Source organism: Enterobacillus tribolii (genome assembly GCF_003363015.1).
GTDB classification, from domain to species: domain Bacteria; phylum Pseudomonadota; class Gammaproteobacteria; order Enterobacterales; family Enterobacteriaceae; genus Enterobacillus; species Enterobacillus tribolii.
The window spans coordinates 499,119-513,867 of sequence record NZ_QRAP01000002.1; the positions used below are offsets into that span (position 1 = coordinate 499,119).

General features: G+C 56.9%; 11 protein-coding genes. 8 read left to right on the top strand and 3 right to left on the bottom strand.

Annotated features, from left to right (window positions below; all coding sequences use genetic code 11):
* Nucleotides 1-74 precede the first annotated feature (74 nt).
* The 6 genes from ubiI to bglB all read left to right on the top strand — a co-directional run bounded on the left by ubiI (nt 75) and on the right by bglB (nt 9,380).
* Nucleotides 75-1,286 carry an FAD-dependent 2-octaprenylphenol hydroxylase gene (gene ubiI, locus C8D90_RS06955; RefSeq protein ID WP_115457697.1) on the top strand — a complete coding sequence of 404 codons (1,212 nt, stop codon included), beginning with the start codon at nt 75-77 and terminating at the stop codon, nt 1,284-1,286.
* A 443-nt stretch (nt 1,287-1,729) separates the two neighbouring features.
* A complete protein-coding gene (gene gcvT / locus C8D90_RS06960; protein WP_115457698.1) occupies nt 1,730-2,824 on the top strand; it encodes a glycine cleavage system aminomethyltransferase GcvT in 1,095 nt (364 codons plus the stop codon).
* A 59-nt stretch (nt 2,825-2,883) separates the two neighbouring features.
* On the top strand, nt 2,884-3,270 hold the full coding sequence (gene gcvH, locus C8D90_RS06965) for a glycine cleavage system protein GcvH (protein WP_115457699.1): 387 nt from the start codon (nt 2,884-2,886) through the stop codon (nt 3,268-3,270).
* Nucleotides 3,271-3,414: 144 nt separating this feature from the next.
* Nucleotides 3,415-6,297 (top strand): aminomethyl-transferring glycine dehydrogenase, encoded by a 2,883-nt coding sequence (gene gcvP, locus C8D90_RS06970; protein ID WP_115457700.1) that lies wholly within the window; start codon nt 3,415-3,417, stop codon nt 6,295-6,297.
* A gap of 353 nt (nt 6,298-6,650) precedes the next feature.
* Nucleotides 6,651-8,213: an MFS transporter gene (locus C8D90_RS06975; protein WP_115457701.1), complete on the top strand. Its 1,563-nt coding sequence runs from the start codon at nt 6,651-6,653 to the stop codon at nt 8,211-8,213.
* Nucleotides 8,214-8,240: 27 nt separating this feature from the next.
* The gene (bglB, locus tag C8D90_RS06980) at nt 8,241-9,380 is read left to right on the top strand and encodes a beta-galactosidase BglB (RefSeq protein WP_115457702.1); all 1,140 of its coding nucleotides are present in this window, start codon (nt 8,241-8,243) and stop codon (nt 9,378-9,380) included.
* Nucleotides 9,381-9,606: 226 nt separating this feature from the next.
* Here bglB and C8D90_RS21945 read toward each other — a convergent pair whose 3' ends face one another.
* Entirely contained in the window at nt 9,607-9,807 is a 201-nt protein-coding gene (locus C8D90_RS21945) for a hypothetical protein (RefSeq protein ID WP_147291337.1), read from the bottom strand.
* 1 nt (nt 9,808) lies between these two features.
* On the opposite strand from C8D90_RS21945, the gene C8D90_RS06985 reads away from it, so the two are divergent.
* Entirely contained in the window at nt 9,809-11,215 is a 1,407-nt protein-coding gene (locus C8D90_RS06985) for an alanine/glycine:cation symporter family protein (protein WP_115457809.1), read from the top strand.
* Nucleotides 11,216-11,269: 54 nt separating this feature from the next.
* Here the strand turns inward: C8D90_RS06985 and trhA are convergent, their stop codons facing one another.
* Nucleotides 11,270-11,914 (bottom strand): PAQR family membrane homeostasis protein TrhA, encoded by a 645-nt coding sequence (gene trhA, locus C8D90_RS06990; protein ID WP_115457703.1) that lies wholly within the window; start codon nt 11,912-11,914, stop codon nt 11,270-11,272.
* Between the two features lie 595 nt (nt 11,915-12,509).
* On the opposite strand from trhA, the gene C8D90_RS06995 reads away from it, so the two are divergent.
* Complete coding sequence (locus C8D90_RS06995) at nt 12,510-13,403, top strand: nucleoside-specific channel-forming protein Tsx (protein ID WP_115457704.1); 894 nt, start codon at nt 12,510-12,512, stop codon at nt 13,401-13,403.
* A gap of 56 nt (nt 13,404-13,459) precedes the next feature.
* Here C8D90_RS06995 and ygfZ read toward each other — a convergent pair whose 3' ends face one another.
* On the bottom strand, nt 13,460-14,452 hold the full coding sequence (gene ygfZ, locus C8D90_RS07000) for a tRNA-modifying protein YgfZ (protein WP_115457705.1): 993 nt from the start codon (nt 14,450-14,452) through the stop codon (nt 13,460-13,462).
* Nucleotides 14,453-14,749: the final 297 nt, after the last annotated feature.

Genomic DNA, 14,749 nt, shown 5'->3' on the forward strand with positions numbered 1-14,749 from the left:
GGCGTGCGCAATCCTGTAATGCACAACATGCCCCGCCAGACAACCTGATGTAACGAAAAGGAAAACCAACAATCATGCAATCATTCGACGTGGTGATCGCCGGGGGCGGAATGGTCGGGCTGGCGCTGGCCGCCGGCCTGCAGGGCAGCGGGCTGCGTATTGCGGTGGTGGAAAATCGCCTGCCGGACACGGTGACGCCCGCGGATGAGCCGTCCCTGAGGGTTTCCGCGATTAACGCCGCCAGCGAGCGTCTGCTGCAACATCTGGGCGTGTGGCAGGACATCCTCTCGTTGCGCGCCAGCGCTTATCAGGGCATGGAGGTCTGGGATTGCGACAGCTTCGGGCGCATTGCTTTCCGCGCCGACGAATACGGCCATCCGCACCTCGGCCATATCATCGAGAACAGCGTTATCCAGCAGGCGCTGTGGCAAAAGGTCAGCCAACTGCCCGACGTTACGCTACTGGCGCCGGCGTCGTTCGCTCAGGTTGCCCGTGGTGAAAACGAAGCGTTTGTCACTCTGGATAGCGGCGAAATGCTGACCGCCCGCTTGCTGGTCGGCGCCGACGGCGCCCGCTCCTGGCTGCGTCAGCAGGCAGATATTCCCCTGACCTTCTGGGATTACCGCCATCATGCGCTGGTCGCAACTATTCGCACCGCAGAGCCTCATGAAGGCTGCGCGCGCCAGGTTTTTCATCATGACGGCATCCTGGCGTTTCTGCCGCTCAGCGATCCTCATTTGTGCTCCATCGTTTGGTCGGTTGCGCCGGACGAAGCGCAGCGGCTGGCTGCCCTGCCGGAAGAAGATTTTAACCGCGAGCTGGCAGTCACGTTCGACACCCGGCTGGGGTGCTGCGAACTGGTCAGCGAGCGCGGGGTTTACCCGCTGACCGGGCGCTATGCCCGCAGTTTTGCCGCGCACCGGCTGGCGCTGGCGGGCGACGCTGCGCACACCATTCATCCGCTGGCAGGACAGGGCGTTAACCTGGGCTTTATGGACGCCGCCGAACTGGCTGCCGAAATCCGCCGTTTGCACAAGCAGGGGAAAGATATCGGCAGTTACCTCTATCTGCGCCGCTATGAACGTGCGCGCAAATACAGTGCGGCGGTGATGCTTATGGCGATGCAGGGCTTCCGCGACGTGTTTGCCGGCGGCAATCCGGCGAAAAAATTGCTGCGTGACGTCGGGCTGACGCTGGCGGATAACCTGCCCGGCGTGAAGCCCCGTTTGGTGCGCTACGCCATGGGATTGCAGGATTTGCCAGACTGGCTGCGCGTTGCTTCCTGAATGGCGCGGCGGTTTGAAATATTCTAATAACAGCGCCTTTTTTGGATTACTTTTTTTTATGCCGGATTCGTTAACATCCGGCATTTTTTATTCGTGTTTGCCGCCCCGCATTATATAACTTCACAGAAATGACGCGGAAATTGTGCGTTATGTGCCGTTTGGCGCAGTTTTCCAGATGAAACTTCTGCACTATTCCCTTCTGAAAAATCACTTTATTCTGCTGTTACGTTTATTTTAACTTATGGTTAATCGCCTGATTCGGTGATACCGTCTTAGGCAGGATAACGTTTGCGTCGTGATGCTTTCCGCCTCTGCGCAGGGCATGACGACGGATTGTTTGTTTCCGCGCCGGTGAACCTCCGGGCCCCATCCGGATGACTCATCTGCGTGCTCTCACTGTTTCTCATGCGTCGTTGGCGCATACCAAGGAGGAAGGGGTAAGAATGGCAAGCAAGACTCCGCTTTATGATCAACACGTCGCCAGCGGCGCCCGCATGGTCGATTTCCACGGCTGGATGATGCCGCTGCACTATGGCTCCCAGATGGATGAACACCACGCCGTGCGTCAGGATGCCGGCATGTTCGATGTTTCCCATATGACCATCGTCGATATGCACGGCGCGCGTACCCGCGAATTTCTCCGTTACCTGCTGGCAAACGACGTCGACAAACTGACGCAGCCCGGCAAAGCCCTCTACACCGGCATGCTGAATGCCTCCGGCGGCGTGATTGATGACCTGATCGTCTATTACCTGACCGATGAGTATTACCGCCTGGTGGTGAACTCCGCCACGCGCGAGAAAGATCTGGCGTGGATCGGGGAGCATGCCGGGCCTTACCATCTTGAGATCACCGTGCGCGACGATCTGGCGCTGATCGCCGTTCAGGGGCCGCAGGCCAAAGAAAAGGCCGCCACGTTGTTCAGCGCGGAGCAAAAGCAGGCCGTCAGCGGCATGAAGCCGTTTTTCGGCGTGCAGAGCGGCGAACTGTTTATCGCCACGACCGGCTATACCGGTGAAGCGGGCTATGAAATCGCCTTACCGAAGCAGGACGCGGTGACTTTCTGGCAACGTCTGGAACAGGCAGGCGTGAAGCCTTGCGGTCTGGGCGCGCGTGATACGCTGCGTCTCGAAGCGGGAATGAACCTGTACGGCCAGGAGATGGACGAGGGCGTTTCCCCGCTGGCGGCCAACATGGGCTGGACCATTGCCTGGGAGCCGGCGGATCGTGACTTTATCGGCCGTGCGGCGCTGGAACAGCAGCGTGAAAAAGGCACGGAGCAGTTGGTCGGCCTGGTGATGACCGAGAAAGGCGTATTGCGTAACGGCCTGCCGGTGCGCTTCACTGACGATCACGGCAAGCCGTGTCAGGGGATTATCACCAGCGGTTCATTTTCCCCCACCCTTGGTTTCAGTATCGCGCTGGCACGGGTGCCGGCCGGTATCGGCGATGAGGCGATCGTTGAGATTCGCAATCGCGAAATGCCGGTGCGGGTGGTGAAGCCCGGCTTTGTACGTAACGGGAAAAGCCTGGTGTAATGACGCCGGGTAATAATTTATTAAGCATCTGATAAACACACTTCCAGGAGAGGATGGCGATGAGCAACGTGCCAACTGAATTGAAATATACCGAATCGCATGAGTGGGTCCGCGCTGAAGGCAACGGCGTTTACTGCGTCGGGATCACCGAGCATGCGCAGGAGCTGCTTGGCGACATGGTTTTCGTTGACCTGCCCGAAGTGGGCACACAGTTCAGCGCCGGGGACGACTGCGCGGTCGCCGAGTCTGTGAAGGCGGCTTCCGATATCTATGCGCCGATCGACGGCGAAATCGTTGAAGTGAACGGCGAGCTGGACGGCGCGCCGGAGCTGGTGAACAGCGCGCCTTACGCTGAAGGCTGGCTGTTCAAGATTAAGGCGTCTGATGAATCGCAGATCGGCGGCCTGCTGGACGCGGCGGCTTATCAGGAAAGCATCGACGACTGATTGCCCGCCCGGCTATCTTCCCGCCGCTGCGGCGGCGGGTGAGATTGATGACCAACCTGTCTGCGACGCAGCAGGCAGGTTTGTTATGGATTTCTTTTGTGTTCCTTATGTCAGGAATTTCTCCATTTCAGGAATAAACAGCCCATGACCCAGACACTCAGCCAGCTTGAAAACAGCGAAGCGTTCATCGCCCGTCATATCGGCCCCTCTGCCGGACAGCAGAGTCAGATGCTGGAAACCCTCGGTGTGAAATCACTGCGCGACCTGATCGCGCAAATCGTGCCCTCTGATATTCAGCTGCCCGCGCCGCCGGCGGTGGGCGACGCCGTCACCGAACATCAGGCGCTGGCTGAGCTGAAGGCGATCGCCGAACAAAACCAGCGTTACAAATCCTTTATCGGCATGGGGTACTACGGCGTGCAGATGCCGCCGGTTATCCTGCGCAACCTGCTGGAGAATCCGGGTTGGTACACCGCCTACACGCCGTATCAGCCGGAAGTGTCGCAGGGGCGCCTGGAAGCATTGCTGAACTTCCAGCAGATGACGCTGGATCTGACCGGCATGGATCTGGCCTCAGCCTCGCTGCTGGATGAGGCGACCGCGGCAGCGGAAGCGATGGCGCTGGCCAAGCGCGCCAGCAAGCTGAAAGACGCCAATCTCTTTTTCGTGGCCGACGACGTTCACCCGCAAACCCTCGACGTGGTGCGTACCCGGGCGGAAACCTTCGGTTTTGAGGTGATCGTCGATAAGGCGGAGAAAGCGCTCGAGCATCAGGGCGTATTCGGCGTGCTGTTACAGCAGATCGGCACCGGCGGCGATGTACATGATTACGGCGCGCTGATGGCGGATCTGAAAGCGCGTAAAGTGATTACCTGCATGGCGGCCGACATTATGGCGCTGGTGCTGCTGGAAGCGCCGGGCAAGCTGGGCGCGGACGTGGTGTTCGGCTCTGCGCAGCGTTTCGGGGTGCCGATGGGCTACGGCGGCCCGCACGCGGCGTTTTTCGCCTGCCGGGATGAATTCAAGCGCTCTATGCCGGGCCGCATCATCGGCGTGTCGCGCGACGCCGCGGGCAACACCGCGCTGCGTATGGCGATGCAGACCCGTGAGCAGCATATCCGCCGTGAAAAGGCCAACTCCAACATTTGTACTTCGCAGGTACTGCTGGCGAACATCGCCGGTTTCTACGCGGTTTATCACGGTCCTGAAGGGCTGAAACGCATCGCCGGCCGCATTCACCGCCTGACCGACATCCTGGCCGCCGGCCTGCGCCAGAAAGACGTGGCGTTGCGTAACCATACCTGGTTCGACACGCTGAGCGTGGTGGTGAAAGATAAGGCCCAGGTGTTGGCCCGCGCGCTGAGCTACGGCTTCAACCTGCGCAGCGATCTGCCGGGCGCGGTGGGCGTTTCCCTGGACGAGACGACCACCCGTGAAGACGTGGAGGCGTTGTTCAGCGTGCTGCTGGGCGAAGGCCACGGGCTGGACATCGAGACGCTGGACGCGCTGGTCACATCCGACAGCGCCGGCAGCATTCCGGAGCAGTTGCTGCGCACCGGTGAGATGTTGACGCATCCGGTGTTTAACCGTTATCACAGCGAAACCGAGATGATGCGTTATATGCATCGTCTGGAGCGTAAGGATCTGGCGCTGAACCAGGCGATGATCCCGCTGGGTTCCTGCACCATGAAGCTTAACGCGGCGGCGGAGATGATCCCAATCACCTGGCCGGAATTCGCCGAGCTGCATCCTTTCTGCCCGCCGGAACAAGCGATGGGGTATCAGACGATGATTTCCCAGCTTTCCCAGTGGCTGGTATTGCTGACCGGCTATGATGCGGTGTGCATGCAACCGAACTCCGGCGCGCAGGGGGAATATGCCGGGCTGCTGGCGATTCGCCGTTATCACGCCAGCCGCAACGACCACGGGCGTCATATTTGCCTGATACCCAGCTCAGCCCACGGCACCAACCCGGCTTCCGCCCAGATGGCGGGCATGAGCGTGGTGGTCGTGGCGTGTGATGCGCAGGGCAATATCGATCTGCACGATCTGCGCCTGAAGGCGGAGCAGGCCGGCGATGCGCTTTCCTGCATTATGGTGACTTACCCGTCCACCCACGGGGTGTATGAAGAAACTATCCGTGAAGTGTGCCAGATCGTTCATCAATACGGCGGCCAGGTTTATCTGGACGGCGCCAACATGAACGCGCAGGTTGGGATCACCACGCCGGGCTACATCGGCGCGGATGTTTCGCACCTGAACCTGCACAAAACCTTCTGCATCCCGCACGGCGGCGGCGGACCGGGCATGGGGCCGATCGGCGTTAAAGCGCACCTGGCTCCGTTCGTTCCCGGCCATACCGTGGTGCAAATCGATGGGCTGACCACCACGCAGGGCGCGGTGTCCGCTGCGCCGTTCGGCAGCGCGTCGATTTTGCCAATCAGCTGGATGTACATCCGCATGATGGGCGCGGAAGGGCTGAAGCAGGCCAGCGAAGTGGCGATCCTGAACGCCAACTATATCGCCGGGCGCCTGAAGCAGGCTTATCCGGTGCTGTACACCGGTCGTGACGGCCTGGTGGCCCACGAGTGCATTCTGGATATCCGTCCGCTGAAGGAGCAAACCGGCATCAGCGAAATGGATATCGCCAAGCGCCTGATCGATTACGGCTTCCATGCCCCGACCATGTCCTTCCCGGTTGCCGGTACGCTGATGGTGGAGCCGACCGAATCCGAGAGCAAGGCTGAACTGGATCGCTTTATTGATGCGATGCTGGCGATTCGTGCGGAGATCGATCGCGTCAGCAGCGGTGAATGGCCGCTGGATGACAACCCGCTGGTGAATGCGCCGCATACGCAGAATGAGCTGACGGCGAACTGGGAGCACCCGTATTCACGCGATCTGGCGGTATTCCCGTCCGCGGCGACGCGCGAGAATAAGTATTGGCCGACGGTGAAGCGCCTGGACGACGTTTACGGCGACCGTAACCTGTTCTGCTCTTGCGTACCGATTTCAGAATACGAGTAAGTTTCTGTCCCGCAATAATCCACGGCCCGTGATCGCTTCACGGGCCTTTTTTATGCTTCCTTCCCGCTTTCTCTTCCATTATTCAACTGACTGTCTATGTCCGTTTCATCAAAATTATTTATGGCTCAAATTTGCAGGTTGTGAAACGTGGGATCTTTAAAAATGAAACATTGTTTTTAAAACATGAAGAGGATCATTATATTCTTTGTGTGTTTGCCACCTGAGAAGTGCCTGCGGCAAAAACGCAAAGGTTTTGGTCTGGGTGTCGCTTTACTTTAGTGGCATGGCGGGTCTGCTGGTTAAAAAGGACCCGATTGCGATCGCTCCGCACGGATAACTCGGAGAGCAAAGTAATGAAGACACGTAAGATAGGCTTAATAAATTACCTGGCCTACGGTTCAGGAGATTTTCTCGGTGCAGGGACGACGGCGCTGACGGCGGCCTGGCTGCTCTACTTTTACACCACGTTTTGCGGGCTGACCCCGATCGAGGCAACGTTCATTTTTGCCATGGCCCGGGTGGCGGATGCCGTGGTAAGTCCGCTGATGGGGTTTCTGACCGACAATTTCGGCTCCAGCTGGCTGGGTAAACGCTTCGGGCGCCGTAAGTTTTTTATTTTGCTGGGTATCCCGCTGGTCTTTAGTTACAGCCTGATGTGGGTCGGCGAAATGAGTTATTGGTATTACCTGCTGACCTATCTGTTTTTTGACGTGGTGTACACCATGATTCTGGTGCCATATGAAACCCTGGTGCCGGAAATGACCGACGACTTCAAACAGAAAACCAAGTTTTCCGGGGCGCGTATCGCGCTGGCGCAGCTGTCGGCGATTCTGGCGGCGTTCCTGCCCGGCATTCTCCTTTCTCACTTCGGTAAGGACAACGCGGTGTCCTTCTTCTATGCCAGCCTGGTGTTTTCGGTGATTTGCGCGCTGGTGCTGACGCTGGTCTATTGCTTCACCTGGGAGCGCCCGCGCGATCAGATGTCGGAGGCGGCGAAGCGTGCGGAAGAGGAGCAGAGCAGGCTGACGCTGGGGCAGCGCATCAAGCGGCTGAACGTTGAACTGACGTCCACGCTGCGCATCCGCATTTTCCGTCAGCACCTCGGGATGTACCTTGGTGGCTATATCGCGCAGGATGTTTTCAACGCCGTCTTCACCTATTACGTGGTGTTTGTGCTGATGCAGAGCGCCACGACGGCGTCTAACCTGATGGGCACCATGGCTATCATGCAGTTTATCGCCGTCATCGGCATGATCCCCCTGTGCATCCGCTTCGGTCCCGCGCCTTCCTACCGGCTGGTGGTATTGGTGTTCGGTTGCAGCGCCGTTTCCTATGCTTTGCTGTATTACAGCGGAATGGCGGACGTTTTTGCCCTGTTGCTGCTGGTTTCCGCCATCGCGGGGTTAGGGCGCGGCGGGATCAACTACGTTCCCTGGAATACCTACACCTACATCGCCGATGTGGATGAAATCATCACCGGGCAGCGCCGCGAAGGCATTTTCGCCGGCATCATGACCCTGACGCGCAAAGCATCGCAGGCCGGTGCGGTGATGCTGGTCGGCATCGTGATGCAGTTGTCCGGCTTTGTTTCCGGCCAGAGTGAGCAATCGCCGGCGGTCAGCCACACCATTCTGATGATATTGAGCGTTGGCACGGTCTGCGTGCTGTGTGTCGGCTTCTTCATCTCCCTGCGTTTTCGTCTGAATCTGCAAACGCACCGGGTATTGAATGAGGAAACGGTAAAAATGCGCCAGGCCGGACGCATCGTTCCGGAGCAGATCGCTCCGGAGGCCAGGGCCACCGTCGAAATGCTGGCGGGCATGCCTTACGAGTGCCTGTGGGGAAACAATAACATCGGCTACCTCAATCGTCACAAGCCGGCGGCCAAAGCGCTGACCCGACTGGAGCGTGCGTGAGTTTTTCTTTGAACTGAAGGAGTTGTCATGATCGTCTATCCGGTAAAACACAGCCCGTTACTGCGTCAGCCTGAACGTTTTATCGATCGGGATGAGCTGAAACGGTTGATCCATATCCTGACGGATAACCTGATCAATATTAAGGATGATACCGGCGAGTTCCTGCTGCGCCTGGATGACGGACGGGTGATCGACACCAAAGGCTGGGCAGGCTGGGAGTGGACCCACGGCATCGGGCTGTATGGTATCTACCAGTATTACCGCCAGACCGGCAATGAGCGCATGTGCAACATCGTGGACGACTGGTTCTCCGCGCGTCTGGAAGAAGGAACGCCGACGAAAAACGTTAACACCATGTGTCCTTTCCTGACGTTGGCTTACCGCTATGAGGAAACCCGGGATCCGCGCTGGCTGCCTTATCTGGAGCGATGGGCGCAGTGGGTGATGTATGACATGCCGCGTACGGAAAAACGAGGGCTGCAACACATCACCCTGGCAGAAGAAAACCATCAGCAACTCTGGGACGATACGCTGATGATGAGTGTGCTGCCGCTGGCGAAGATCGGTAAGTTGTTAAAGCGTCCTGAGTATCTGGAGGAGGCGAAATACCAGTTTATGGTGCACACCCAGTATCTGATGGAACGGGAAAGCGGACTGTGGTTCCACGGCTGGAGCTTCGAGGGCAACCATAATTTTGCCCGCGCGCGCTGGGCGCGCGGCAATAGCTGGATCACGATGGTGATCCCCGAACTGCTGGCGCTGCTGGACCTGCCTGAAGGCGACGCCACGCGTTGCTTTATGCTTCAGGTACTGGAAAGTCAGGCGGAAACGCTGCGCCGTTTGCAGCATGACAGCGGGCTGTGGCATACCCTGCTGGACGATCCGGATTCGTACACCGAGGCATCCGCCACTGCGGGCATTGCGTATGGTCTGCTGAAGGCGGTGCGGATGCGTTACCTGGACGCGCGCTATGCCGAAACGGCGGATAAAGCGGTTAAGGGCATTATTTCCCATATCAGCGGCGACGGCGAGCTGAGGCAGGTTTCATTCGGCACCGGGATGGGGCATGACCTTGATTTTTATCGCCGGATACCGCTAACCTCCATGCCGTACGGGCAAGCGATGGCGATTCTGTGCCTGACGGAGTATCTGCTGACCTACCTGTAACCCTGCGGGCGTGGTACTCACGCCCTCTGCCGAACCGGTTATGCAGGACATCCTGCTGGCCGGTTTTCCTCTTTTCATTTCTGCAATATGAGATTTTCTAATCCACTTCCGGGCAAAGGCTCTGCGGGGGATATCCGTGTCTGATTATCTATTTTGTTACTTATCATATAAATATGTGATTATCTTCATTCATTAGCCAAAGTTATTATCACTTTTATTCATGCGGTTATTCCCCAAGCCGGCGCTGGAACGGGGTAAAGTTTGTGATAGAGTTCTCACTGTGAAACAGGATGATTTGGTGATTTTCTGCTGCATGGCAAGGGATATCTGCCTGGTTTTTCCTTTCTGATTCTGTTCCGTCACACACCATAACGTTGACGCGTGAACCACACGCGCGGGTGCTTTTTGCTTTACGGGGTAATGCCATGATGGATCTTCTGGATAAATGGGTGAATCAGGTTAACAGCCTGCTTTGGGATGAGTTGTTGATTTTTTTACTGGTCGGTACCGGCATTTATTACACGCTGCGTCTCGGTTTTATTCAGATCCGTCATTTTGGTACGGGGTTAAAGTCTTTGTTCGGCGGCATGACGATGTCGGGCGGCAAAGCCGACAAACAGGGTATGAGTTCTTTTCAGGCGGTGGCGACCGCCATCGCCGGTCAGGTCGGCACCGGGAACCTGGCCGGTCCGGCTACGGCGATTGTCGCCGGCGGCCCCGGCGCGATTTTCTGGATGTGGGTGTCGTCGTTCCTCGGAATGGCAACGATTTACGCCGAAGCGATTCTGGCGCAGAAATTCAAATCCAAAGATAAAAACGGCCAGACGGTCGGCGGCCCGGCGTACTACATCGAGCAGGGGCTGAAGTGCCGCTGGCTGGCCTGCCTGTTTGCCGTGCTGATCATCCTGGCGCTGGGGCTGATCGGCAACATGGTGCAATCCAACTCCATCGCCGCAGCGTTCGAAGGTTCGCTGGGAATTCCCGGCTGGGTGGTTGGCGTGGTGCTGGCGATTATCACCGCCTGCGTAATTATGGGCGGCATCCGCAGCATTGCGTCGTTTACCGAGAAGGTAGTGCCGACCATGGCCGTGTTTTACCTGGCCGGGGCATTACTGATTCTGGCGCTGAATGCGCACTATATTTTGCCGGCGTTCAAAGCGATTTTCGTCGCGGCTTTTAATCCCAGCGCGGTGCTGGGCGGAGGCGCGGGCATTGCCATTCAGCAGGCGATGCGTTTCGGGATTGCGCGCGGCCTGTTTTCCAACGAGGCCGGTATGGGGTCCACGCCGCATGCCCATGCGGTGGCGAAAGTGGCCCGTCCGGAGCAGCAGGGCTTCATCGCCATGATGGGCGTGTTCGTGGTGTGCGTGATCGTTACGCTGACCGCGTTGGTCATTATCACCTCCGGCATGAAGGCCTGGGACGCCGGCGGCCAGGTACAGCAGGCGTTTACCGGCGTGTTCAGCGGTAAGGGCATCGCGGTAACGCAGCAGGCATACTCGTATGTTTTCGGCCATGCCGGCAGCCTGTTCATTTCGGCGTCGTTGTTCTTCTTTGCCTTTTCCACCATTATTGGCTGGTATTACTACGCGGAAACCAACGTGCGTTACCTGTTTAACTCACAAACGGCGGTGCGCATTTATCAGCTGCTGGTGATCGCGTTTATTTTCGTGGCGTCGTTCTTTAAGGTCGATCTGGTGTGGAACATGGCGGACATGTTTAACGGCCTGATGGTGTTGCCGAACCTGGTGGCGCTGATTTTACTGTCGCCAATCGTTATCCGGCTGACCAGGGCGATAACCCGCCAGCCGGAAACGGCGTCAGAGGCGGAATAACCAGAGAACGCCCCAGGGCAGAGGCCGTGCTTTCACCGCACGGCCTTTGCCGTTTCAGACGTAGAGATAAATCGCGAAGAAGTGGCACATGCTGCCGCCCAGCACGAAGGCATGCCAGATGGCGTGATTGTAAGGTATGCGCTTACTGACATAGAAGATTACGCCCAGCGTATAGACCACCCCGCCGATCGCCAGCAGCGTCACCCCGCCGAGAGAGAGTTTCATCGCCAACTGATAAATCACGATCAGCGAGAGCCAGCCCATCACCAGGTAAGTCACCACCGACAACACCTCAAAACGATGGGTGAAGGCCAGCTTGAACAGCACGCCCAGCAGCGCCATTCCCCAGATAATCCCCATCAGCCATTTGGCGAGCAGGGAATCAAGCCCGACCAACAGAAACGGCGTATAGGTGCCGGCAATCAGCAGGTAGATGGCGCAGTGGTCGAAGGTTTTCAGCCAGCGCTTGGCGCCCTGGTGCGTGATGGCGTGATACAGCGTTGAGGCGAGAAACAGCAGAATCATGCTGCCGCCGTACAGGCTGTAACTGGTGATTGCGGTAGCGCTGGCGCCGTCGCTGACCGCCTGCACTAACAATAAAACCAGACCGACGATGCCAAATATAAATCCGATGCCGTGGCTGATGCTGTTGGCAACTTCTTCTGCCAGCGAATATCCCTGCTGAACGATTTTTGCCATAGTGCGCCTTACCTCAATGATATGTAACGGGTCTTATTATTGATGCATGTACGGCGGCGTGACGGAAACTGCCGTTGGCCGCAAAGTAGACAGAAACAGGTTATCTGAGAATTATTCCAGTGTACACGTGTAAGCTTAAAAAAATGTGTAAATGCCTGTGTTGTCCGTTTGCCATGCGCCGGCGGTACAAAATAGATGGCGCTGAAGTGTTGCAATAATCACATGATTCGGCGTAATTGTCGGTTTCTTCAAAATCCGCCGGTAACGAAAACTTATTGATGTGAATGGATTTTGAGCTGATTTTTTCTTTATCTTTAATTTTCAATTAATTGTGGTTTTCCTTTTATTTCCTCACGCTAAATATATTTGACCGATAACACAGAGTTTGTAGAATCCGCCTGCAATTCATTTCTTTTATTGAGATGGCAATCGATTGCGTGATTGAGAAATTAATCTGTGATCACAGTTTTTTGTGACCAATGATTTCTATAATGGCGTCGTTAAACGGCTGACTCAGGGTTTTTAGCAGGCTGTTTGTTGTTCAAATAACATATTTCCTCCGGCTGGGATGTTCTCTATTTGCGTGGGTAATCAAATGAAAAAAGCACTTATTGCAGCAGGCGCTCTGATGGCGATGTCATACGGCATGCCCTCTTTTGCCGCCAATGATGATAAAAGCGGCGAATTCGTTTCTGACTGGTGGCATCAGAGTGTGAACGTGGTGGGTAGCTATCACACGCGCTTCGGGCCGAAGCTTAATAACGATGTTTACCTTGAGTATGAGGCGTTTGCCCACAAAGACTGGTTCGATTTTTACGGCTATATCGATGTGCCCAAATTCTTCGGCACCGGCAATACGCCGGATAAAGGCATCTGGGACAACGGCTCGCCGATGTTCATGGAAATTGAGCCGCGTTTCTCCATTGATAAGCTGCTGGGCGTCGATCTGGGATTTGGTCCGTTCAAAGAGTGGTACTTCGCCAACAACTATATTTATGACATGGGGAACGGCGACGCCGGTTCACGCCAGAACACCTGGTACATGGGGCTGGGAACGGATATCGACACCGGTCTGCCGTTCTCCCTTTCCGCCAACGTCTATGCCAAATACCAGTGGCAGAACTACAACGCGGCCAACGAATACGGCTGGGACGGGTATCGCTTCAAGGTGAAATACTTCGTGCCGCTGACGTCGTTGTGGGGCGGCAACCTGAGCTATATCGGATTCACCAACTTTGACTGGGGTTCCGATCTGGGCGATAAGGATTTCCGCGACAATAACGGCCGTAAAGCGCGTACCAATAATTCCATCGCGTCCAGCCATATCCTGGCGCTGAACTACGATCACTGGCACTACTCATTCGTGGCGCGTTACTTCCATAACGGCGGACAGTGGGCAGACGGCGCAGAGCTGAACTTCGGCGACGGCGACTTCAAGGTGAAGTCAACGGGCTGGGGGTACTACCTGGTCGTTGGTTACAACTTCTGATTTTCTCCCGCGTTATTCCCCCCTTTTCCGGCGGGGAATGACGCGGGCAGCACCGGTTACTCTTCTTCGTTAAGCGAATAAGGCAGCGGCTGGATCGACAGGGAGCTGCTGCCGTCGTCACGCACGCGCAACACGCTGTCAGGCGCTAAGTCGTTATTGAGAACGGCCTGCACGCTGAGCGTTCCGTCACTCAGTTTTACCGCCGCCAGCACGCTGCCGGTGCGGCGCCAGTTATCGCCCAGCTTCAGCTCCAGTTCGTCGCCCGCCTGCGGAATGACGGAGGCGTTGCCGCTCAGCAGGTAAAGCGCGCGCTTGTTGGCCCCGCGGTACTTTGCCCTGGCGACCGTCTCCTGCCCGGTATAGCAACCTTTGGTGAAACTGATTCCGCCCAGCGCATGCAGGTTTACCGCCTGAGGAATAAACTGCGCGCCGTTTTCCTTGTCGATAACCGGGTTACCGGCCTCGATTTCCAGCGCCAGCCACTGCTGGCCGTCGCTGAGCTGCGCCTGACCTTCCAGCTTATCAACGAGCTGTGCCGCCAGTTCTGGAGTGGCGACTAACAAATAGCGCTCCGCCGGCGCAGAGAAATGGAGCAGGGTATTGCCTTCATGCTCAACGACCGGATGTTCCGCCGTAGGACGCTGCGGAAACCAGGCGGCCAGCGCCGCACCGGCCTGAAAACCGGCGACGCCGAGCAGAATCGCGTCTTCGTCCGCTGCGATGGTCACTTTGGAAAATACCGCGTATTTCTTCAGCTCAGGCAACTGGGTTTTCAGCATGCTGCGGCGTTCCACGTAGGAGAAGCCGTCGTTGCGGTGGAACAGACGTAAATCGCTCCACATTTTTCCTTTGGCGTCACAGTGGCCGCACAGGGTATGCGCGTCGGCGGGCAGGGCGTCGAGATCCGCTGTCAGCTGGCCCTGCAGATATTTAACGGCGTCGGGGCCGGTGACGTTGACCAGCGCCCAGTCGTTCAGGGATATCAGCGTCAGGGGAAGATGGCTCGCCGCTACGGGTTGGCGCGGAGAAAAAGGGTATTTAAGGGTCATGATGTGTTCCTGCTAAATAGGGCACGGCGTGCCGGCCCAGATGGCTGAACCGGATTGCTTCATGGTAGATAGCTTCATGTTAAAAGAGGGCGGAAAGAATGCAAACGGAAATCTTTCTGGAACCGGCTTCCCGATCCGGTGTTTGGCAGATTTAACGTACCGGCGCATTTTGCTATCCTTGACAGTTCGTGTTGCCCGGCATTTTCTTTTCTCCGCATCAGGGTATATTGCACCGGCGTTATCGGTGCCGCCCCGGAAGTGTGGCCGGCGTCTGTGTTAATCAGAAGAGGTTCCTTT